At 43.9% G+C, this 21209-nt stretch carries 22 protein-coding genes and 1 other annotated feature (1 of these 23 cut by a window edge); of the genes, 20 read left to right on the top strand and 2 right to left on the bottom strand.

Annotated features, from left to right (window positions below):
• Window positions 1–130 (bottom strand) — a binding site (T-box leader) (it extends 101 nt beyond the left edge of the window).
• A gap of 110 nt (window positions 131–240) precedes the next feature.
• Window positions 241–1152 (bottom strand): hypothetical protein, encoded by a 912-nt coding sequence (locus tag M2444_RS07070; RefSeq protein ID WP_094870079.1) that lies wholly within the window; start codon window positions 1150–1152, stop codon window positions 241–243.
• Window positions 1153–1267: 115 nt separating this feature from the next.
• Here M2444_RS07070 and M2444_RS07065 point away from each other — a divergent pair, with 115 nt between their 5' ends.
• Genes M2444_RS07065 through M2444_RS07055 form a run of 3 tightly spaced genes read left to right on the top strand, consistent with a single transcriptional unit; the run spans window position 1268 to window position 3065 of the window.
• Complete coding sequence (locus M2444_RS07065) at window positions 1268–1861, top strand: CPBP family intramembrane glutamic endopeptidase (protein ID WP_042190233.1); 594 nt, start codon at window positions 1268–1270, stop codon at window positions 1859–1861.
• Window positions 1858–2226 carry a hypothetical protein gene (locus M2444_RS07060; RefSeq protein ID WP_094870078.1) on the top strand — a complete coding sequence of 123 codons (369 nt, stop codon included), beginning with the start codon at window positions 1858–1860 and terminating at the stop codon, window positions 2224–2226. The genes M2444_RS07065 and M2444_RS07060 overlap by 4 nt, the downstream gene beginning before the upstream one ends.
• Window positions 2220–3065: a metallophosphoesterase gene (locus M2444_RS07055; protein WP_280786604.1), complete on the top strand. Its 846-nt coding sequence runs from the start codon at window positions 2220–2222 to the stop codon at window positions 3063–3065. Before M2444_RS07060 ends, M2444_RS07055 begins: the two co-directional genes overlap by 7 nt.
• Window positions 3066–3161: 96 nt before the next feature.
• On the opposite strand, the gene M2444_RS07050 is transcribed toward M2444_RS07055, so the two are convergent.
• A complete protein-coding gene (locus tag M2444_RS07050) occupies window positions 3162–4070 on the bottom strand; it encodes a polysaccharide deacetylase family protein (protein ID WP_373455816.1) in 909 nt (302 codons plus the stop codon).
• An 85-nt stretch (window positions 4071–4155) separates the two neighbouring features.
• On the opposite strand from M2444_RS07050, the gene M2444_RS07045 reads away from it, so the two are divergent.
• The 17 genes from M2444_RS07045 to spoIVA all read left to right on the top strand — a co-directional run bounded on the left by M2444_RS07045 (window position 4156) and on the right by spoIVA (window position 21006).
• A complete protein-coding gene (locus M2444_RS07045; protein WP_094870076.1) occupies window positions 4156–4551 on the top strand; it encodes a hypothetical protein in 396 nt (131 codons plus the stop codon).
• 263 nt (window positions 4552–4814) lie between these two features.
• Window positions 4815–5429 (top strand): genetic competence negative regulator, encoded by a 615-nt coding sequence (locus tag M2444_RS07040; RefSeq protein ID WP_042190227.1) that lies wholly within the window; start codon window positions 4815–4817, stop codon window positions 5427–5429.
• 148 nt (window positions 5430–5577) lie between these two features.
• Window positions 5578–6273, top strand: a complete 696-nt coding sequence (gene prsW / locus M2444_RS07035) for a glutamic-type intramembrane protease PrsW (RefSeq protein ID WP_094876377.1) — start codon at window positions 5578–5580, stop codon at window positions 6271–6273.
• Window positions 6274–6633: 360 nt separating this feature from the next.
• Window positions 6634–7992, top strand: a complete 1359-nt coding sequence (ypeB, locus tag M2444_RS07030; protein WP_280786603.1) for a germination protein YpeB — start codon at window positions 6634–6636, stop codon at window positions 7990–7992.
• A gap of 130 nt (window positions 7993–8122) precedes the next feature.
• Window positions 8123–8776 (top strand): flagellar brake protein, encoded by a 654-nt coding sequence (locus M2444_RS07025; protein ID WP_280786602.1) that lies wholly within the window; start codon window positions 8123–8125, stop codon window positions 8774–8776.
• A 207-nt stretch (window positions 8777–8983) separates the two neighbouring features.
• Window positions 8984–9694: a (d)CMP kinase gene (gene cmk, locus M2444_RS07020; RefSeq protein ID WP_280786601.1), complete on the top strand. Its 711-nt coding sequence runs from the start codon at window positions 8984–8986 to the stop codon at window positions 9692–9694.
• Window positions 9691–10278, top strand: coding sequence for a lysophospholipid acyltransferase family protein (locus M2444_RS07015; protein ID WP_094870073.1), 588 nt, complete (start codon window positions 9691–9693; stop codon window positions 10276–10278). Before cmk ends, M2444_RS07015 begins: the two co-directional genes overlap by 4 nt.
• 175 nt (window positions 10279–10453) lie before the next feature.
• Window positions 10454–11776: a 30S ribosomal protein S1 gene (rpsA, locus tag M2444_RS07010; RefSeq protein ID WP_179281584.1), complete on the top strand. Its 1323-nt coding sequence runs from the start codon at window positions 10454–10456 to the stop codon at window positions 11774–11776.
• Window positions 11777–11945: 169 nt separating this feature from the next.
• On the top strand, window positions 11946–13271 hold the full coding sequence (der, locus tag M2444_RS07005; RefSeq protein ID WP_280786600.1) for a ribosome biogenesis GTPase Der: 1326 nt from the start codon (window positions 11946–11948) through the stop codon (window positions 13269–13271).
• A 12-nt stretch (window positions 13272–13283) separates the two neighbouring features.
• The gene (plsY, locus tag M2444_RS07000; RefSeq protein ID WP_094870072.1) at window positions 13284–13901 is read left to right on the top strand and encodes a glycerol-3-phosphate 1-O-acyltransferase PlsY; all 618 of its coding nucleotides are present in this window, start codon (window positions 13284–13286) and stop codon (window positions 13899–13901) included.
• Window positions 13894–14934 carry an NAD(P)H-dependent glycerol-3-phosphate dehydrogenase gene (locus tag M2444_RS06995; protein WP_094870071.1) on the top strand — a complete coding sequence of 347 codons (1041 nt, stop codon included), beginning with the start codon at window positions 13894–13896 and terminating at the stop codon, window positions 14932–14934. Before plsY ends, M2444_RS06995 begins: the two co-directional genes overlap by 8 nt.
• A 66-nt stretch (window positions 14935–15000) precedes the next feature.
• Window positions 15001–15276, top strand: a complete 276-nt coding sequence (locus M2444_RS06990) for a stage VI sporulation protein F (RefSeq protein WP_076284557.1) — start codon at window positions 15001–15003, stop codon at window positions 15274–15276.
• Between the two features lie 195 nt (window positions 15277–15471).
• A complete protein-coding gene (locus tag M2444_RS06985) occupies window positions 15472–15651 on the top strand; it encodes a DUF2768 family protein (RefSeq protein ID WP_094870070.1) in 180 nt (59 codons plus the stop codon).
• Between the two features lie 34 nt (window positions 15652–15685).
• Window positions 15686–16054 carry a 2Fe-2S iron-sulfur cluster-binding protein gene (locus tag M2444_RS06980; RefSeq protein ID WP_280786599.1) on the top strand — a complete coding sequence of 123 codons (369 nt, stop codon included), beginning with the start codon at window positions 15686–15688 and terminating at the stop codon, window positions 16052–16054.
• 30 nt (window positions 16055–16084) lie between these two features.
• Window positions 16085–16831, top strand: coding sequence for a hypothetical protein (locus M2444_RS06975; RefSeq protein ID WP_280786598.1), 747 nt, complete (start codon window positions 16085–16087; stop codon window positions 16829–16831).
• Between the two features lie 231 nt (window positions 16832–17062).
• Window positions 17063–19117, top strand: coding sequence for a serine hydrolase domain-containing protein (locus tag M2444_RS06970; RefSeq protein ID WP_280786597.1), 2055 nt, complete (start codon window positions 17063–17065; stop codon window positions 19115–19117).
• 410 nt (window positions 19118–19527) lie between these two features.
• Window positions 19528–21006 carry a stage IV sporulation protein A gene (gene spoIVA, locus M2444_RS06965; protein WP_094870067.1) on the top strand — a complete coding sequence of 493 codons (1479 nt, stop codon included), beginning with the start codon at window positions 19528–19530 and terminating at the stop codon, window positions 21004–21006.
• Window positions 21007–21209 lie beyond the last annotated feature (203 nt).

Genomic DNA, 21209 nt, shown 5'->3' with positions numbered 1-21209 from the left:
TCCGATTGCACCTACTTTAAGGTTCGATACAATATCTCAGGAGCGCTAAAGACATCTGTGTGTCACCGGTTTGCACCAACCACCGGCTCTCTGAAGACTTCCAGAATCTTTGTTCCATCATCGTTTTTGATTGATTAATTTTTTCATAATGTAACACGGTAATGTAGATGTGTCAATAGGCTTTGAAAGTAAGCTTTCTTGAAGTGAACTTCATTTTTCGTTATGATTCAATGACTGGTTCTATTCATAAAAAAACGGGAGCTGTGGAATCGTCTCCTTGCTGTAGTACTGCTCTCGCCACTTCATAAAATCCTCTACCTGTATAGCACCTGTGGAAATAAGCAGGGTTACTGAGGACTGAACATCTGTAAGATTCAATGAACTGGCTGTACCAGAATGAATCAAATCGTCAATTTTTGCGGTAATGTCCTGAGGATCATAGGCTGCAAAAATTCCGCGATTTAACATCATATCTGCAATGGATGCGTTCTTTTGAAGAAGAGGCATTTTTTTCCACTGTATAAAGGACATGGTCTTAAGCTCACCAGCATCAGAAGGAATTTTCTGGTTTGTCTTAGAGCCCCACTTTAGCATAGAATCATAAAAGTTCTTTTGAGCGAGCAATCCGAATTTAACCGCACCGGCAGTATAAGGATCATTTTTCAGCAATTTTGCCGTCTCTGCACCAGATGCACTTGCACTTACTTCACCAGAAGCTTTTGAGAATAAGGTTAAGCTTTTGAGTATGTTTAGCTGTGATTGATGTAATAAGGGAGAGTCAGAAAAGATAGAGTCCTGGTTAACTCTTTCATATTGTTTATCTGCTAAAAGGCTAAGATTCTTCATAGCTGCTGCATTTACACGGGCATCTGTACTGCGTGCCAGCTTGTCCACTTGAGTGTTCCAATTCTGCTTGAATTCCCGATAAGGCAAAAATACGTTATGATAGAAAGTAACAAGATCCTTCTGTTGGTAAGAGCCCGTGAATTCTTCTAATCCATATCCATTACTGCTCTTTTGTTGCTCATATTTAGCTTCCGTTTTGTCTGCGCCAACCTTGACGCCTGTGAAAAATGCGGCGAAGGCGCAAATAAGGAAAAACAAAAAAAATAGAGTGTACAACATTTGTGTACGGGAGTTACGTTGGCTCATAATAAGTGCTCCTTTTTCTGGGGGAATTATCCTATGTATTATGTATTGATAGCAACATTATGGACGGTTTCTCTTTCGGAGCTGCCCCAAAAAATTAAAGAACAGGCAGGTCACGATGAAAAAATTCAAATTTGGCGAGATTAAGATAAAAAAAGTAGAGCCAGGTCAGTTAACAGACCGTCTTCTGCTCCTCAATCTCTACATTACTCAGGGGCTTACATTAATTATCGGTTTGATATGGATATTATTTCAGAAAAGAAATCCTTTTCAGCTATTAATTTTTCCAGAAAACGTACATTTTGTGGCATGGGGTCTTGGACTTGCCGCTGTAATGCTGGTAGTTGATTATTTATTGACTCATATTGTACCTGAAGAAAGTATGGATGACGGGGGAATAAACGACCTATTATTTCGAAATAGGCCCGTATGGCACATTGTTGTAATTGCAGCTATGGTATCAATCTGTGAAGAGCTTCTGTTCAGAGGAGCCATACAGTATTCCATTGGTCCTTATTGGACGAGTATTTTGTTTGCTCTTATTCATGTTCGCTATTTGCGCCACTTTGTACCTACCGGATGGGTTTTCTTAAGCAGCTATGGTCTTGGGTATATATACATTCAATCAGGAAGCCTATGGGCACCTATACTATGTCATTTCTTCATCGACCTTTTCTCTGGTCTGGTGATCCGCTACAGGAGGGAATCATGAGTGAGGAATTGAGCCGGTTGAAGTCTCGTCAGAAAAAGCGCAGTGGCGAAGGCAAAACTTCTGGCAAAAGTAAAAAAACGAATCCGCGATCGGAGGGGGCTCCTAGAAAGAGCAATCCTTCCCAGACAACAACGGCAACTTTATCAAGGAAAGCGCGCCGTCCGGCAGCTTCTGCGAAAGGATCTAACGCTGGAAACAATGAGCAGGAAGAATCTGTTCCATCACGTTCGAATACGTATTCATCAGAACGTGTTCGGCTTAGTAAAATGTTTGTTAACTCTCTGATTTTCATTTTTGTAATATTGCTGGTAGCGCTCCTATGGTGGGGAATCGAAGGGGCGCCGCCTTTGAGTACGTTATGGTGATTTTTTGGATTTGTGGATTAGTTGTGGTTGTGCTTTTGATTACGCTAATCATTGCAGTGATTATGTTAAGTAACGCCTTTCGAAATAGAATTATTACCGAGGAAATATTTTTGAAGTCACTCCCAGATGAGTTTGATGGATTTCGTCTCTTATTTATAACCGACATCCATCGCCGCCGCCTTCCAACAGCACTGCTGATTCCGTTAAAGGGAAAGGTGGGTGCTGTTTTATTAGGCGGTGATCTGACGGAAAAAAACAGTCCTCTGGATCGACTGACTGATAATATGACTTTAGTTACTTCTATTGCTCCTACCTATGTAGTACATGGCAATCATGATTATCGAGCTGATATTTCACTAGTTGATCAGATTATTCGGAGCAGTGGTGCAAAGCTGTTAATGGATGAGAATGTGCGTATTGAACGTGAGGGGGCTTCTCTTTGGTTAACGGGAGTGGATTTTCCGAAAAAGGGTGGCAACACTTCTTATCGTCCATTTCCACGATTAAAGACAAATGCTTCTTCTATAGATGATACTTGCCGCATCATTCTTGTTCACGATCCGCTCTGGTTGTCCAAACGCCAAAGTGTGCCAGCAGATCTGATATTAGCAGGTCACACGCATGGAGGGCAGGTCATTCTTCCTTTTTTGGGACAAAGGCATGTGGAAAATTTTTATCATAAATATGATGCAGGAATGTTTCATTGGCCAAGAAGAGATGGGACAGGAAGGGATGCGAAGCTGCTGATTAGCAGAGGGTTTGGAACCTCTCACTTGCCAATCCGCTGGGGAAGTCCTGCTGAGATGCACATTCTAACGCTCCGTAAAGAGAAACATTAGAAAGCTGTCCTTCTACATTTGAATGGGTGGACAAAAAAACAGGTAATCTCCTTTGCTTCAAGGGGATTACCTGTTTTTATTTATCCTAAATAGGAATTAGCGCATCTTAAGCTCAATGCTGCGAGGGTCTACAAAGCTATAGCCCTTGCCTTCAAGAGTAGTAAGCAGTTTATCCAACGCTTCAACTGTCCAAGGTAGTTCATGCATTAGAATATTACTGCCAGAATGCAATTGATCCGTCACATTTTTGATTAACTTATCTGTTTTTCCGGTTTCTTTCTCTTTCATTTCCCAGTCCAGTGATCCATTGGACCAGGTCATATACAACATCCCATTCTCAGCGGAAATCTTCTTGCCTACATCTCCGCCAGCACCATGTGGGGGACGGAAAAACTGAGGGACTTCACCGATAATCTCCTTGACCGCATTTTGAACGTCTTCGATTTGCTTTTTGACCTCAGTGTAAGACTTGTCCTTCAACACAATATGATCCCAGCTATGGTTGCCGATAATTCCTCCGCGGTTATGAATTAACTCTAGAAGCTCGGGATGGGCTTTAACGCGGTATCCATTTACGAAGAAGATCGCTTTGGCCTGATGTTTGTCCAGAACATCCATTAACGGATTGATCATATCCGCATCTTTGGGACCGTCATCAAAAGTGAGCAACACGACTTTTTTATTTGTAGTTTCCTCATTTGGGACAATGTCGTAATTTTTGTTCATATGGTACAGCAGTGGGATTTTAGCGGAGGCTTCATCCTTACTGGCTGTATTATTACTACCTGTAGTTCCTCCATCTGCTGATGCTTCAGGGGTAGGGCTGGCTGTAACCTCAGGCGAAGGCGCTGTAGTTGCTGCGCTCTGTGTAGCTGCCGCCGTAGGCGTATTCTTTGTGGTGTTTGTATCCTCGGCGGTCTTTCCATTTGCACCGCTGTTGCCACAGGCTGTCAGCAGTAAGGTAGCCAGTAGGAGCACTGATGTCATTTTACCCACTTTTTTCAACTCACTTTCTTCTTATTAGGTTGCATGAGCGGCAATCTTTCCGCGAACACTAAACATGATTTTACCATACAAGGAGGCTGGAAATATGAATACTTCGTCATTTTTATGTGGGGTGCTGATGGGCGTTGCAGCCAGTATGATTATGTCCAAAAAGCGGAATTCTCTAATGTCTTCGCTGGGGCAATCGGGCGGTTCCATGAGTGGAGCAGCAGATAAAGCAAAAGAAAAAATAATTGGTATGGCTACGACAGGGTTTGGAAACACTGCTGCTTCAAGCAGCAATGCAAGCAGTAATACAAGCAGCAATGCTCAAAGTAATGGTTCGAACAGCGGAACCTCTGAGCATAAATCGGAATCACCGGTTAAATCAAAAGAATCCAATCTCAAATTACTGAAGGATTTCATTCGTAACAATCCTGAAGTGAAGAGCGAAGTGGAGCAAATTCTTAAAGAAACGCATACTGCCATACCGGGATTGTAACCGTAAAGGACTCCTTCAGAATCATTTTGAGGATGAAATATTCCGCAGAATGATTCTTTTTTATATTCAAGGGCTTGAAAATGGTTTATGAATTAGAATAAGCTCTTCAGTAGTAGCAATGCTTTAAGAGGATTTTATATATTTATTTTCGTGCATTTATCTCTGCAAAATGATAACATACATACATAGTAACCATTTTTGGCTCATTACTCGGGACTCATCATACATTATAATAAATGAGCTTGCAAAAGGAGGATCCTGTCATGAGAATAGAGCGATTAAGTCAAGATAAGATACGGATTTTCCTCACTTTTGACGACCTGAGCGAGCGGGGCATCCAGAAGGAAGACATGTGGCAGGAAGTTCCCAAGGTTCATGACCTGTTTACGGAGATGATGGACCAAGCATATAGTGAACTAGGTTTTGATGCTACCGGTCCGCTTGCCGTAGAAGTTTTCGCATTGCCCGCCCAAGGCATGGTCGTTATAGTGACCCGAGGAAAATATGATCACCATCAGTACGGTGCGTCCGGGGAAGAAGAATTGCCAGAAGAGATTTACGAAATGGAAGTTACTCTTGAACAAAGCGACTCCATTGTATATGCATTCCGCGATTTCGAGGTTCTTGTTGAAGCGGCTCATGTGCTCATTGGTAATATTACTTCCCAGGGGAAACTGTATTCTTATAACAATAAATGGTATCTGTATTTCGATCCTAAGGAATTTGAAGAAACAGCGTTGTCAGGTCTTGTTGGCGTACTAGCTGAGTTTGGAGATTCCTCGCCGGTTACTGAAGCTGTTCTCGATGAATACGGGAAGACAGTAATGCCGGAGAATGCAGTCCAGTTATTGTGCACTCATTTTAAGCGTCAGGATTAAATAACATGATAGGGCTGATATGCATTATTTTAGCTGTTTAGCCCTATTCTTGTTCTTGATGGTATGGCGGTCATTCTTGAATTAAAGCTGTTATCTGCCTTGCTGTAATCAGCAGAATAAGGCGCTAGGGATATAGGGAGGTTATTCGGTGCTCGTGTTATCGGTTATTTCGTCGGCAGTAGCGCCGGGACTTGCTCTGCTGACCTTTTTTTATTTGAAAGATAAGTATGATCAAGAACCGCTTCATATCGTTATTAAGGTGTTCCTGCTAGGCCTTCTGATTGTATTCCCTGTTATGATCATTCAGAGAGGACTAATGCTGGGACTGAATGGCGGTCCTTATGTGGAGTCGTTTCTCATATCTGCTGGCGTGGAAGAATGTTTAAAATGGTTTGTGCTTTACCATATGATTTACAATCACACCGAATTTGACGAGCCATATGATGGGATACTATACGCCGTAGCGATTTCGCTCGGCTTCGCAACAATAGAAAATATAATGTACGCTTGGTATAGCAATGCATCAATCGGTTCCATGTTCCTGAGAGCCTTGCTTCCGGTTTCTGGACACGCTATGTTTGGTGTAATCATGGGCTATCATTTAGGGAGAGCCAAGTTCTCAAAAGGAGTTAAAACAAAAGGGATCCTGTTAATCTCTATCTTGCTTCCATGGTTGTGGCATGGGATTTATGACTTTATTTTGAGTACGACAGCTAACTACTGGATATGGTTTATTGTTCCTCTGATGGCTATTCTATGGTACGGAGGGATGGGGAAAGTGGATAGGGCGAATAGCCGGTCCCCTTTCCGCTTTCTGAAACGAGAAGAAGAGGTTAACCTATAATCGAGATGGACACACTTATATTCAAAGGATTGTTCCTTAGCGGGAGATTCCAGAGAGGAGAGAGGTGTCTTTTTTTGCGTATAAAAGTCCGTATACTTTGCAAACAATGCGGTGAGACCTACATATTAAGAGGGATAAAAGAGCAGGGTGTGATTCAAACCGGCTTTAAGCAATGCCTTTGTAGTAATAGCAGTGGCTTTGAAATTGAAGAGAGAGCATAAGCGCTATGCTATGCAAATTTGGAGTGAAATCCCTCTATCCAAACACTTTGGTCATATTCTGTTACAGAAGGGTGCATAAGACTCCTAGTTTATTGTCAAACTAACGCCAATAAGCTATCGAAAGGAGTCTTGTAGCCCTATGTACAAAAGATTAAGTGCTGTAATGTTCCCGCTGACTGCGCTGCTGTTAATTGGAGCGCTCGTGTGGGGTTATCAGGAGAATCAGGAGAAGAATGCGATCTTAATTAAGGCGGAGAACCAATATCAGCGTGCCTTTCATGATTTGTCTTACCACGTGGAGCGTCTTCATGGAGAGCTGGGAAACACACTAGCTGTTAACTCCGCTTCTAACGGGATGCACCGCAAAGGACTTGTTAATGTGTGGCGGATGACCAGTGAGGCACAAAATGAAATTAATCAGTTGCCACTCACATTACTGCCTTTTAGCAAAACGGAGGAGTTTCTGTCCAAAATCTCAAACTTTTCTTATAAAGCTGGGATTCGTGATTTCACTAAGAAGCCTTTGACAGATGGTGAATTGAGCAATTTAAAAGCATTGTATAAGAGCTCTGGAGAAATCTCAAAAGATTTGCAAGATGTTCAGAATAAAGTGATTGGTAGCCGCTTGCGCTGGATGGATGTTGAAACCGCATTGGCTACAGAGAATAAGGCAGAAGATAATTCGATTATTGACGGCTTCAAGTCGGTGGACAAACGTGTCGAAGGTTACCCTGACCTGGATTGGGGTCCTTCAGTTGCTAGCATTTACGATAAACGCTCTGTAAAAATGCTCGGAGGTACCCCTGTTTCAGTTGAAGATATTAAACGTAAAGCCATTAAGTTTGCTAACGCAGGCTCGAATGCTAAGGTAGACGTTAAAGAAAACGGCAAAAATACGAAGTGGCCTTCTTATACGGCTACAGTCAGTGGTTCGAATAATAAGCAGATGACCAGTATGGATTTCACTAAAAATGGTGGTTTACTGATCTCTTATTACGATAACCGAGAGATAGGACCTGCTAAGGTAACCCTAGAAGAAGCAGTTACCAAGGCGGAGCAGTTTCTTAAGAAAAAAGGATATCCTCATATGACTGCGGTTAATGCTGACCGTTATGATAATATCGGGAATTTAATCTTTGTAACGAGCCAAAATGATGTCTTGATTTATCCTGAGAAAATGACGATCCGTATTGGACTTGATACTGGGACAGCGGTTGGTTTTGAGGCTAGCGAATATGTCAATGAGCATAAGGACAATCGCAAGATTCCAAAGCCAAAGCTGACCCTTGCAGAAGCGAAGAAATTTCTGAATTCGGATTTCAATGAGAATTACCATCGCATGGCTTGGATTAAAAATGATGACTCCGTAGAAGTCTTGACTTACGAATTTGGCGGAGAGGTAAATGGTACTCAGTATCGTATTTATCTTAATGCGGACGATGGCATCGAAGAGTCCGTGGAAGAAATCAGGCCTTCTTCAGGCCTAGAACAAAAATGAGCAAACAGGGCGCATCCATTATTTGGATGCGCCCTGTTTGCTTTTTAAAATTCAAAATAATATTTATCTCATTGGGTGATATTCCCATGCTATAATCATTGTTAACTATACTGATTTGGCGGTGACATCTTTGTATCCTAAAATTAATGAATATCTATACATACAGGTTGCTTCCAGTGACGCTGCTGAAGCAGAAGTTGAATATAGATCGAGAATTGCAGAGACGGAGGACGACGCATTCCTCATTGAAATTCCTATGTTGGAGAGTAACGGTCGTCTGAAACGACTTTTTATGGGGGACGAGCTTTCGGTTTATTTTATTACTGAGGGTGGCATTAAAAATTACTTTAATACTCATGTTCTGGGGTTTAAAGAAGATGTAATTCGTATGATCCGGATACAAAAACCAGAGGCGGATTCTATTTTCAAAATTCAGAGACGAAGCTTTTTTCGGGTAAATGCAGATCTTGAATTAGCTGTGAAGGATAACTTTGGAAAAAGATTCCTTGTACGTACAGATGATATCGGTGGCGGAGGAACGTCTTTCTTGGTGGATCACCAAGTGAAGCTCGAGGTGGGAGCGAAATTATCCTGCTGGGTTCTAGTACCTTATCGAAATGGTAGTATTGAGCATGTGGACTTTGAAGGTGAAATAGTTCGGATTAAAAAGCTTGAAAACGGGCGCCAATTGGCCATGCTGAAATTTGTGGCTATTACGGATAATGAGCGTCAGAAAATAATACGTTACTGCTTTGAACGGCAGTTTGATTTCCGCAACCGATAGGCATTTTTCTTAGCTCTATTAAGCGTTCTGATTTTGCACTGAAGTATAAACTGTGGTATAATTTTATAAGTCGCAGGCAATGCCTGCTTTTTTCTTGATAATATCATCAAGCATATCCATTTGTATGTGCTCCTTGATATTGCAGGAACGAACTTGACATCGCTAGATGCTTTTCTTATGAAAGAGTGTTTGAGGAGGAATGCCCCGTTGGATAGGCAGGGTACACATACTTACGACAGAATTAACGTCGCCATCGACGGACCTGCCGGGGCAGGCAAGAGTACTGTAGCCCGATTGGTAGCCCAGAAGTTGTCTTATATTTATGTCGATACAGGCGCAATGTACCGGGCAATCACCTGGTATATGATCCGAGAAGGCATAGAACCGGAAGATCAGAATCAAGTGAACCAGAAAGTTCACGATATGGTTATTGAGCTTATTCCGGAAAAAGACATCCAGAAGGTGCTGATTAATGGGGAAGACGTAACGCCGCATATTCGGAGTCTTCAGGTTAGCGGCCTTGTGTCGCAGTATTCGAAGATCGAAGGTGTAAGGTCCAGACTGAGTCATTTGCAGCGTCAGATGGCGCTTCGCAAAGGCGTTGTAATGGATGGCCGCGATATCGGTACGACCGTGCTGCCCGATGCCGAAGTAAAGATTTTTATGACGGCAAGTGTGGAAGAAAGAGCTCTCCGTCGTTATAAGGAATTGAGAGGCGCGGAATCGGTGACGCTTCAGCAGCTTGAACATGATATTGCACAGCGGGATCGTCTGGATGAAGGACGGGAAATTTCACCGCTGCGCCGTGCGGAAGATGCAATTCTTCTGGACACGACCTTTATGGATATCGATCAAGTTGTGGAGGCCATTGTATCCCATTGTAGATCTCATGTTGACGGGGAGAGAAATCATTTATGATTTATGTATTTTGCCGAGGATTGCTTCGCTTGATTTACGCAATTGTTTTCCCGCTTAAGATTGTGGGGGAAGAGAATGTGCCAAAGGAGGGCGGGGTGCTGCTCTGTGCCAACCATATTAGTTTGCTGGATCCGATGACTATCGGGATTAAGTTAGACCGTCAGGTGAAGTATATGGCTAAGGCAGAACTTTTTAAGGTTCCTGTGCTTGGCTGGCTCATTAACAAATTGGGTGCTTTTCCGGTTAAACGTGGTGGCGTAAGCAAAGAATCCATTAAAACGGCCCTTAACACACTTCGTGGTGGTAATGTCATGGGTATCTTCCCGGAGGGTACGCGTAACTCTGATGCCGGAGTTGCCAAGAAAGGTGCTGCAAGCTTTGCACTTCGAAGCGGTGCTGCAGTTGTTCCAGCCGCAATTGTCGGTGAGTACAAACCCTTTCGACGGATGGTTGTAGTCTATGGGGCTCCTATAGATCTCAGTCAATTTGCCGGTGCAGGAAGTGAATCTCTCGAGGCTGTTACCGATGTCATTATGGAACGCATCAATGAGATGAAGAAGTCGGGTATACCAACCGTTGGTTAAGGGATAAACGGAATCACAAATTTCGTCCTGTGCTATGATTAAATAACGGCATAGTCGCTATTTTTTGGAACATACTATCTTCAAGTGTAATTTGTAATACCAAGCAATGCTTGTTTTGAACTCTGCTATACGCAGGTTTAAATAAATGGGGTTTTGAATCGAGGAGGCTAATCACATGTCTGAAGAAATTAAAAATCAGGAAGCTACGGAGAGTAATGAAACCGTAGAAGCGGTGGAATCCGCTGTGACAGAAAATAACGGAGCTGTAGAAGAAGTTGCTGCCGTTAACGAAGAAGAAGTGACTAACCAAGCTGACTTGGAAATCATTTCTTTGAAAAAAGGCGATACCGTGAAAGGAACAATCGTCAAAATCGAAGATAACCAAGCTTATGTAAGCATTGGATATAAATACGACGGTGTGATTCCAATTCGCGAATTGTCCGCAGTACAACTGGACAACGCTGCTGCAGCAGTAGAAGTTGGACAGGAAGTAGAATGTAAAGTTGTTAGCATCAACGACAACAAGGAAAGCCTTGTTCTTTCCAAACGTGCTATTGACAGCGAAAAATCATGGGAAGATCTTGAGAAGTACTTTGCTTCCCAAGAAGCTTTCGAAGTTACTGTGGCTGACGTTGTTAAAGGCGGTCTAGTAGCTGATGTTGGAGCACGTGGATTTATTCCAGCTTCCATGGTTGAGCGTCACTTCGTTGAAGATTTCAGCGATTACAAAGGCCGTACCCTTCGCGTTAAAGTGAAAGAACTTGACCGTGAGAACAGCAAAGTAATCTTGTCCGCTAAAGAAGTTCTTGAAGAAGAGTTCGAAGCTAACAAGCTTAAAATTATGGCTGAACTGTCTGAAGGTCAAATCATTGAAGGTACTGTACAACGTCTGACCCAATTCGGCGCATTTGTTGATGTTGGCGGAGTTGACGGTCTTGTGCACGTATCCGAAATCGCTTGGAATCACGTAGAGAAGCCTTCTGATGTAGTTTCTGAAGGTGATAAAGTACGTGTTAAAGTACTTAAGGTTGATCCTGAAAAAGGAAAAATCAGCCTGAGCATTAAAGCTGCTGCTCCAGGTCCTTGGGACTCTGCTGCTGGCGAAATCAACATCGGTGATGTTGTAACAGGCGTTGTAAAACGTCTTGTGAACTTCGGAGCATTCGTTGAATTGCTTCCAGGTGTGGAAGGTCTTGTGCACATTTCACAAATCTCCCACAAACACATTGCTACTCCACACGAAGTATTGAAAGAAGGACAAGAAGTACAAGTGAAAGTACTGGACTTCAATCCATCCGAGAAACGTGTTAGCCTGAGCATCAAAGAAACTGAAGAAGCTCCAGCACCTACTGCTAGACCTGAACGCAGCAACAGCAGAGACAGAGCTCCTAAAGAAGTATTGAATAACCCTAACGTTTCTCTAAGTAACGAAGGCCTTAGCTTTACGCTTGCTGAACGTTTTGGAGACAAGTTAGACAAATTCAAAGGTAATAACTAATCCTGCTTTTTGAATATACGGGTAAAGTAATCGGCGAGCCCTCGATACGGGGGTTCGCCGATTCTCTTTTTCCAGCGACAGAAAGATTTATTGGAACTAACATGAGTGTTAGCCAATTTTAATGTTTTTTGCTATGATGAGTATCGTAAGGATGACAGGAGGAATGAATATGGCAAGACCCGTTGTGGCAATCGTTGGGAGGCCTAACGTCGGGAAATCGACGATTTTTAATCGGCTGATTGGCGATAGATTGGCCATTGTAGAAGATAAACCGGGGATTACACGTGACCGGATTTATGGTATTTCAGATTGGAACGGTAAGTCGTTCAGTGTGATTGATACCGGAGGTATTGAAATTGATGGAGATGACACGATTCTGAAATCCATCCGCGTTCAAGCGGAGCTGGCGATTGAAGAAGCAGATGTTATTGTATTTATGTGTGAGGCGAAGAGTGGTGTGACGAATTCAGATGAAGAGGTAGCTCAGATTCTGTTCCGTTCAGGTAAACCGATCGTTCTTGCCATCAATAAAGTGGATAATATGAAGCGTGCAGATGATATTTATGAGTTCTATAGCCTGGGCTTTGGAGATCCAATCGGAATTTCCGGTAGTCATGGTACAGGACTCGGTGACTTATTGGACGCTGTTGTAGAACGTCTGCCGGAAAAAATAGATGATGAGTATGATGAAGATGTCATTCGTGTAGCTTTGATTGGCCGTCCGAATGTAGGTAAATCCTCTTTAGTTAACGCAATTCTGGGTGAAGAACGCGTTATTGTTAGTGATATTGCAGGTACTACTCGAGATGCTATTGATACACCTTTTGAACGTGATGGACAACGTTATGTGCTTATCGATACTGCAGGTATGCGCAAAAAAGGCAAGGTATATGAGAACATTGAGAAATACAGTGTTATGCGTGCTATGCGGGCGATTGAACGGGCTGATGTGGTTCTCGTTGTAATTAACGGTGAAGAGGGCATCATCGACCAGGACAAGCATATTGCTGGTTATGCACATGAAGCTGGTAAAGCATCTATTTTTGTTGTGAATAAATGGGATGCCATCGAGAAAGACGACAAGACTATGCAGAACTTCGAGTCTAAGATTCGTGACCATTTCTTGTTTATGAGTTACGCACCGGTTGTCTTCTTGTCGGCTTTAACTAAACAGCGCCTGCAAAAACTGCTTCCAGTGGTTCAGCATGTATCTCAACAACATGCACTACGCATTACTACGCATCTGGTGAACGATGTTGTATCGGATGCCATTGCAATTAACCCTCCTCCAACTGACAAAGGCCGTCGCTTACGTATTAACTACGTAACGCAGGTTGCGGTGAAGCCACCGACGATCGTGGTGTTCGTAAATGACCCATCGCTGATGCACTTCTCCTATGAACGTTACTTGGAGAATAAAATCCGCGCGGCGTTTAATTTCGAGGGAACGCCAATCCGTCTCTTTACACGGCGCAAATCCGAAAACGAAGGTTAGGGGAGAAGAAGTGTGGCGCTTGAACTTCTGGTTATCGTTGTAAGCTATTTGCTTGGTTCTGTCAGCTTTAGTGTGCTGTTCGCCAAGCTACTAAAGGGAATTGATATCCGTCAATATGGGAGCGGCAATGCGGGGGCTACCAATACACTGCGTGTACTGGGAAAAGGCCCTGCGATAGCTGTGCTAGTTCTGGATGTACTGAAGGGTGTTGCCGCAGTTTGGTTAGGAACTTGGGTAGGCGGCTGGGGAACCTGGGTTGCTGCTCTTTGCGGAATCGCTGCCATTGTCGGACATAACTGGCCGCTTTACTTTCGTTTCCGTGGGGGAAAGGGCATCGCTACTACGATCGGTGTTATGGCCACACTGTGTTTATGGCCTGCACTGCTCGCTGGTGCTATCGCCATAGGATCTATCTTTATCACTCGTTACGTATCACTTGGCTCGTTGATTTTTGTCGCGCTGACACCAGTCTTTCTATTGTTGACAGGATTTACACAGCCTGTGCTCTGGACCAGTATTATCATCGCGGTTTTTGCCTTCTGGCGGCACCGGACGAACATTGTTAAGATTGTAGAGGGCCGTGAGAACAAGATAGGCTCAAAAGTAAAAGGAGGGAATCGTGTTGTCTGATAAAGTAACCGTACTAGTAGCGGGGAGCTGGGGAACTGCGCTGGCAAGTGTGCTGGCTGCGAATCACTCGGAAGTTTATCTGTGGACACGTAACTCTGATCAAGCTGCCGAGATCAATGGTTCTCATATCAATAATAAGTATTTACCTGGGATTTCCCTGCCCGCAAACATCATTGCAACCACCGATATGGAGACCGCAGTTTCCGGTTCTAAAGCGGTTGTTATTGTAGCCCCATCTTCAGGTATGCGACAGGTTGCTCGCAGTCTGAAGCCGTTCTGGAAGGATGAAATGCTATGCGTTCATGCTACGAAGGGCTTTGAGACTGAAAGCAAGAAACGGATGTCGATCGTTATTGCTGAAGAACTCGGCTGTGACGAAGGGCAGATTGTCGTTCTCTCCGGACCGAGTCATGCAGAGGAAGTAGTTCGCCTGTGTCCTACTACAGTTGTTGTGGCTTCACCTGATGATAAGCGTACTGCTGAAGCACAGGAATTGTTCATAAACAATGATTTTCGTGTATATACGAACCGTGATCAGGTAGGAGTAGAGCTTGCCGGCGCACTAAAGAATATTATTGCACTCGGTGCAGGTCTATCCGATGGTCTTGGGTTTGGGGATAACGCTAAGGCGGCGCTTTTGACACGTGGTCTGGCCGAGATTTCCCGGGTAGGAGTCGAGCTTGGAGCGAATCCATTGACCTTTGCAGGGCTTGCAGGTGTTGGCGATCTTGTAGTGACTGCTACGAGCCAGCACAGCCGTAACTGGCGTGCTGGCTTTATGCTCGGGCAAGGAAAACCACTGGATGAGGTGCTGGAGTCGATGGGAATGGTTGTCGAAGGTATTCGTACCACGGAGGCTGCTTATGCCATTTCCATCAAGCTAGGGGTCCAAATGCCTATTACAGATCAAATTTATCATGTTCTTTTTAAAGGTAGAAGTCCACGTAGTGCTGTTGAAGCTCTGATGGGCCGTGATCGTAAACCTGAGCTTGAGGCGATTTCTCAGGAAACTTGGGAGCAGTGGCATTCCTGATCCTGTTCACCTTTTTCCGCAAATTCTCATATGTTGTATTGGGGATTGACGGAGGAGGGATGAAAAGTGAGCAGAGATTTTTCCAAGGATGCATTGAACGCCATTAACAAAAAGGCGGGCAAGAACATTACGGAAAGTGCCGTCAAAAAGCTAGCCAGTACGGTCAAACCAGGAACTACGCAGAATGAAGCCCAGCTCCGCCAGTTAATTAAGCAGGTGTCATCGATGGCGAAAGTGCCGGTCAGTGAAGCTACTGTGCAGGAAATTGTTAATGCCGTCAAAAAAGGCGGCGCAGGTTCCGGCACAATGGAGTCTTTAATGAAAATGATGCTTAAAAAATAGCTTTAGGTTGGGTGAGCAAAAGGTTCAGAATCCATGAGATTCTGTTATCTTTTGCTCTTTTTTTATTTATTGGTAAACTCTCACAGCTAAAATATCTTAATAATAATATATAAAAAATGATGTTTTTTTACAGAATAGGATAAGGTCATGATATAATAATCCCTAATATATTACAGGCGAATGGGGGCTTTGACCTTGGATCCGATGACAAAAATGTGGTTGTCCCTGATTGCAATGCTGATTATGGGACTGTCTGTATTTCTAATAACTTTTGCTCGGAGCAAAACAAAGGGACTGCTTAAAGCACTGCTGTCTATCCTTGCGTTTATCATCATGTTAGTTGGCCTATTGGGCGGAGTTGTTTCGATTATGTAAGCAGTTACATAATGTTAAGGAAGGAAGTAACATCATGAAATCGCAAAATGGCGTCACCGTTATATTTCAACCTGTAGGTCGTAAAGCTGTGGTAAATCGCGGTATCTCGTTACTGGAAGCAGCTCGTAAAGCCGGAGTGACGATAACCACACGCTGTGGAGGAAAAGCAGGCTGTCTGATGTGCAAGGTTAAAATTGCGAATGAAGAGGCCACAGCGCTGAGACCGCCAGGGGATATTGAACAACGTAAGCTTGGAACTGCTTTAGAAGAAGGAGTGCGTCTGGCCTGTCAGGCTGCCGTATGGAGCGATGTGACCGTTCAGGTGCCAGAAGATCCACTTAAGGCTGCTGTACGCCGTAAGCTTGAAGCTGCGCGGCGTGGGGAAGAAGATGAGCTGTGGTAGTGTTAGATTGTCACCGTGGGAGGGACTCGGTTGGAGTTTATACGCAGAAAGAAGAAACTAAAGGCAGGAGCAAGACTTTTTCTAGTAGTGGTGTCAATCACTCTTACTCTTTCGGGATGTCTGTATCCCGGAGAAGAAAAGCGTGCTAGCGTTAATTATCGAGAAAGTGTTAAGCGGATACAAGCAGCGGTTGATGATTTTCAACAGGAGGAAGGTGTGCTTCCGATCCTTAATGCGGATGAAGCCACTCCAAGATATGAGAAGTTCCGGATAGACCTAGGCAAGCTGAACAATAAGGGATATTTGGATGATATTCCGGCTACGGCTTTTGAACAGGGCGGAAGTGCTTATTTTCTTATATTGAATGAGGAAAGCGATCCTGTTGTTAAGGTTATGGATCTTGTTACCGTCCAGAAGGTGAATGATGTGCAGCGTCAGATAAATCGTTATAAATCAGCTCATGACGGCTCTTTGCCCGTACTTGATGAGCTATATCCAGGAGTTTACACCATTGATCATAAGAAGGCAGGTACAAGCTCCATATCATTAACTAGCGTCTATTCCGGTCAGAATCTTGATTTCATTATGGATAAGGCTGGAACGGTCTACGTAGATTATGTCTTTGATATTATCGCTGCCATCGAAAAGAATGGTGGAGAACATGACAAGAAAAAGGACCTGCGACTGGATTTGGAGGAAGCTTCGTATTACGTGCCCGTGAAGTCTTTGCCGTATCAATGGATTAAGAATCAGCCGGTTCCGCAGCCTCCTAGTTAAAGTTAAAGAGCGTCTAAGCTTCGGATATTTTCCGAAGTATTAGGCGTTTTTTTGTCTTAACAGAAGCTTAACGGCCTGTAATAAATCGCAGATGGAATTAAGGCTAAGTTCAATAGCGCGTAAGACTGGAATGCTAGAATGAAGGTGAGAAAGGAGATTCAGTTCAGGCTAGAGTTGAATCGTGAATAATTCATAATCGTTCAAAATTACAGACAAAAGGATGTTGATGAGATGAAACAAAAATTCATATGGACGCTTGCAGCGGCATTACTCCTGACCCCGCTTATTCCAATAGGCGCAATGGCTTCCAGCAGCGTAGTTGCGGTTTCTTCTAAACCGCTAGAGAAGCTCGCTTCTGAGAAAGCAGCGCTTCTAACTGAACAATATGGGATAACCAGCGTGCAGTATGCCTTGATCGACAATGGAGTGATCAAAGTATCGGGACAATCAGGAATTAACGACATAGAAGGAAAAATCCCTTTAACGAAGGAAACCATCTATGGCATTGGCTCTACGAGCAAAATGTTTACCGCCTCAGCAGTCATGAAATTAGTGGATGAAGGTAAAATCAATCTCGATACACCCGTTGTACAATATATTACGGATTTCAGGATGGAAGATGATCGTTACAAAAAGATTACTCCGCGCATGTTGTTGAATCATTCATCAGGTTTTCAAGGTTCGACTTTAACTAGTGCATTTCTATTTGATGATCCAGATACGCACGTACACGATACGCTGCTAGAGCATTTGTCTAAACAGAAATTAAAGGCAGAACCGGGAGCTTTTTCAGTGTATTGCAATGATGGGTTTACGCTCGCAGAAATTCTTGTAGAAAGAGTCAGTAAAATGACTTTCACGGAATTCATTCATCATAATTTTGCTGTACCTATGGGTATGAACCATACCATGACGCCACAAGACAAGGGAGATTCAAGCAAATTTGCCGGTCTTTACTCTCCTGCATATGAGGGCCAGCTCCCGACGGAGACGACCAATGCTATTGGTACAGGCGGAATCTACTCTACTGCTGAGGATTTAGTCCGATTCTCGGAAATCTTTACTGGGGAGCGAGCAGATGTACTCTCAACCAAATCAGTACAGGCCATGGAGCAAGAAGAGTATAGAAAGGGATTTTGGCCCAAAGATGACGGGGATAATTCTGCTGACTACGGACTTGGTTGGGACAGTGTACGATTATTCCCTTTTAACGATTATGGTATAAAAGCCCTTGTTAAAGGAGGAGACACACAGATGTATCATTCCTCCCTCGTCGTGCTTCCAGAACAGAATATGGCTGCAGCAGTCATTTCCTCGGGGGGGAGCTCCGTAATTAATCAGCTGCTGGCAAGTGAACTGCTCCTTCAGGCGATGAAAGAGAAGGGCGCAATTAAAGAAATCAAGCCAGATAAATCATTTGGCAAGCCAGTTAAGGCTGACATGCCAAAAGACCTTGTGAAGTTCGCAGGTTATTTCAGTGCGCTTAGCAGCCAATGGAAGGTAACTATTAAAGGCGGGGAACTCTTTTTATCAGGAACGACTGCCCCGGAACAAAAATTTATTTACACCACAGATGGAACTTTTGTTGATGAGGAAGGCAGCACAAAGGTTAATTTTGTTAAGGAAAGTAACGGACGGACTTATTTGTGGATGAGTCAGTATATTTCGGTTCCTGAATTAGGCCAGCTTGCATTTTCTGAATACAAGGCGGAGAAATTGGAAGTTGCAGCATTGAATAAAGAAACCGCAGATGCGTGGGCAAAAAGAGAAGGTAAGTCATACTATCCAGTCAGCGAGAAATTCAGTTCCATCACCTATATGAACATGATTAGGCCAACAATACAGACAAGCGAAGGTTACTTCAGAGATATGAAGATAACAGGTCCAAATACGGCTCAGGGCCAGCACGAAATTCCTGGCATCGCGGGCCGAGATACATTGGATATTCTTTTCTATGCAAAAGAAGGCATAGAGTTCTTTAATGCGGCTGGAACCTTGTATATGAGTGAAGACGGCGTGATGCCGCTGTATAAAGGCAAATCGTCGATAACTACGATACAGGCGGATGGTTATGCTAGATGGTTCAGCGTTCCTGAAACAGCAGCTGGAAAGAAAATGGTAGTCAAGATGCCGGCAAAAGGGGCTTTTATGGTATACGATGAAACGGGAGCCCTTGTAAATAACACGGTCATAAGCAGTAAAAATGAAGTTGTACTGCCAGAGAAGGGCTATATTGTATTTGCCGGGAATGCCGGATCTTCTTTTGGTATTGCCCTAGTGAAATAGTGAGTAGAATGAAAGCATTCTAAGCTTCCAAATATTCTATAATTTTCTTCATGCATATCCACTAAAATAGTTCTATCAATGAATCCTACCTCATATGATGAATGAGTAAGCTTCCGGGCGTCAGACGCCTTGCGGCGCGCACAACTGATTTTTAGAAATTACATTGCAAAATGCGCGATTATGGGTCATAAATTCGTTCCGGATACATATGATGATACTAGTCCAAATGCATGTCCGAGCATTCGGAGTTTAGCGCGGGGCCAGTACGTCCCGGTCGAAAGCAGCTAGGCTTCGGGCGGGCATACGATAAGTCCGGTGGATGTCCTGCAAGGGTCAGATTACCGGCGGAACGCGAAGTCGATGCTCTTCAGGCATTTTTTCTTCGGAGTAATATGAGGAGGGGATCTCTTTTGGAAAAAGTGGATATTTTCAAGGACATTGCCGAGCGTACCGGCGGAGACATTTATCTTGGCGTCGTCGGCGCGGTTCGCACGGGGAAATCGACATTTATCAAGCGCTTCATGGAAACAATTGTCCTGCCTAACATCACGAATGAGGCAGATCGGGTAAGAGCTGTGGATGAGCTTCCGCAAAGCGCAGCAGGCAAAACAATTATGACCACTGAACCTAAGTTCGTGCCTAACAGCGCAGTCCAAATCAAGGTTGCGGAAGGGCTTGAGGTTAATGTTCGACTGGTAGACTGTGTGGGTTACGCTGTAGAAGGCGCTAAAGGCTACGAGGATGAGAATGGACCAAGAATGATCTCTACACCTTGGTTTGAGGAGCCAATTCCTTTTCAGGAAGCGGCAGAGATCGGGACCCGTAAGGTCATCCAGGAGCATTCAACGCTTGGTGTTGTAGTAACAACAGATGGTACGATTGCAGAAATTCCGCGGAACTCGTACGTGGACTCTGAAGAACGCGTCATTGCAGAGCTGAAGGAAGTGGGTAAGCCATTTGTGCTGGTCATTAACTCGACTCGGCCGCGCAGTGAGGAAGCACAGCAGCTCCGCAGTGAGCTAGCCATCAAATACGATATCCCTGTCATGACGCTCAGCGCAGCAAACATGACTGAAGAGGACGTAACCGGTGTACTTCGTGAAGTATTATACGAATTCCCTGTTCATGAAGTGAATGTGAACTTGCCGAGCTGGGTCATGGTGCTTGGAGAGAATCATTGGCTGCGTAGTAGCTATGAAAACTCCGTTCGCGATACGGTAAAAGACATTCGCCGCTTGCGGGATGTTGACCGGCTCGTATCTCAGTTCACAGAGTATGACTTTATCGATAAAGCTGGCCTAAGTGGTATGAACATGGGTCAGGGTGTAGCAGAGATCGATCTGTATGCCCCAGAAGAGCTGTATGATCAGGTTCTGATGGAGGTAGTAGGGGTTGAAATCCGCGGTAAGGATCACTTGCTCCAGCTGATGCAGGAATTCTCACACGCGAAAAGAGAGTACGACCGTTTCTCGGAAGCTTTAGAAATGGTCAAGACTACCGGTTATGGTATTGCTGCTCCTTCGCTAGCTGAAATGGCGCTAGATGAACCAGAGCTGATTCGTCAAGGCTCTCGCTTCGGGGTTCGCTTAAAGGCCACCGCGCCATCAATTCATATGATTCGTGTTGATGTTGAATCTGAATTCTCACCAATCATTGGTACAGAGAAACAAAGTGAAGAGTTGGTTCGTTATCTGATGCAGGATTTCGAGAACGACCCGATTAAGATTTGGGAATCCGATATTTTTGGGCGCTCCTTGCATTCCATTGTGAGGGAAGGTATACAAGGCAAGATCGCGATGATGCCGGATAATGCACGCTACAAATTGCAAGAAACGCTTGGCCGGATCATCAATGAAGGCTCAGGCGGGCTTATTGCAATTATTCTCTAACTTAAATTTAAGCAGATTGGAAGAGTGGGAGAGATCCCACTCTTTTTATGCGTAAAAATAATGAAACTTGATTCCTAGTTCCTATAATAACGGTGAATCTGACTCAATTTATTTCTGAAAAGAAGAATTAACCTGGTCTTATAGGTCTATAAAATTAGATAGCAATTGGATGTTTATGCAAGTGTAGATGATAATTTCTACTC

This window comes from Paenibacillus sp. PastF-3, from assembly GCF_029893135.1.
Lineage (GTDB): Bacteria > Bacillota > Bacilli > Paenibacillales > Paenibacillaceae > Paenibacillus_AQ > Paenibacillus_AQ nitricinens.
The sequence above is the reverse complement of the archived record's forward strand: the minus strand, read 5'-3'. Positions and strand labels throughout refer to the sequence as shown.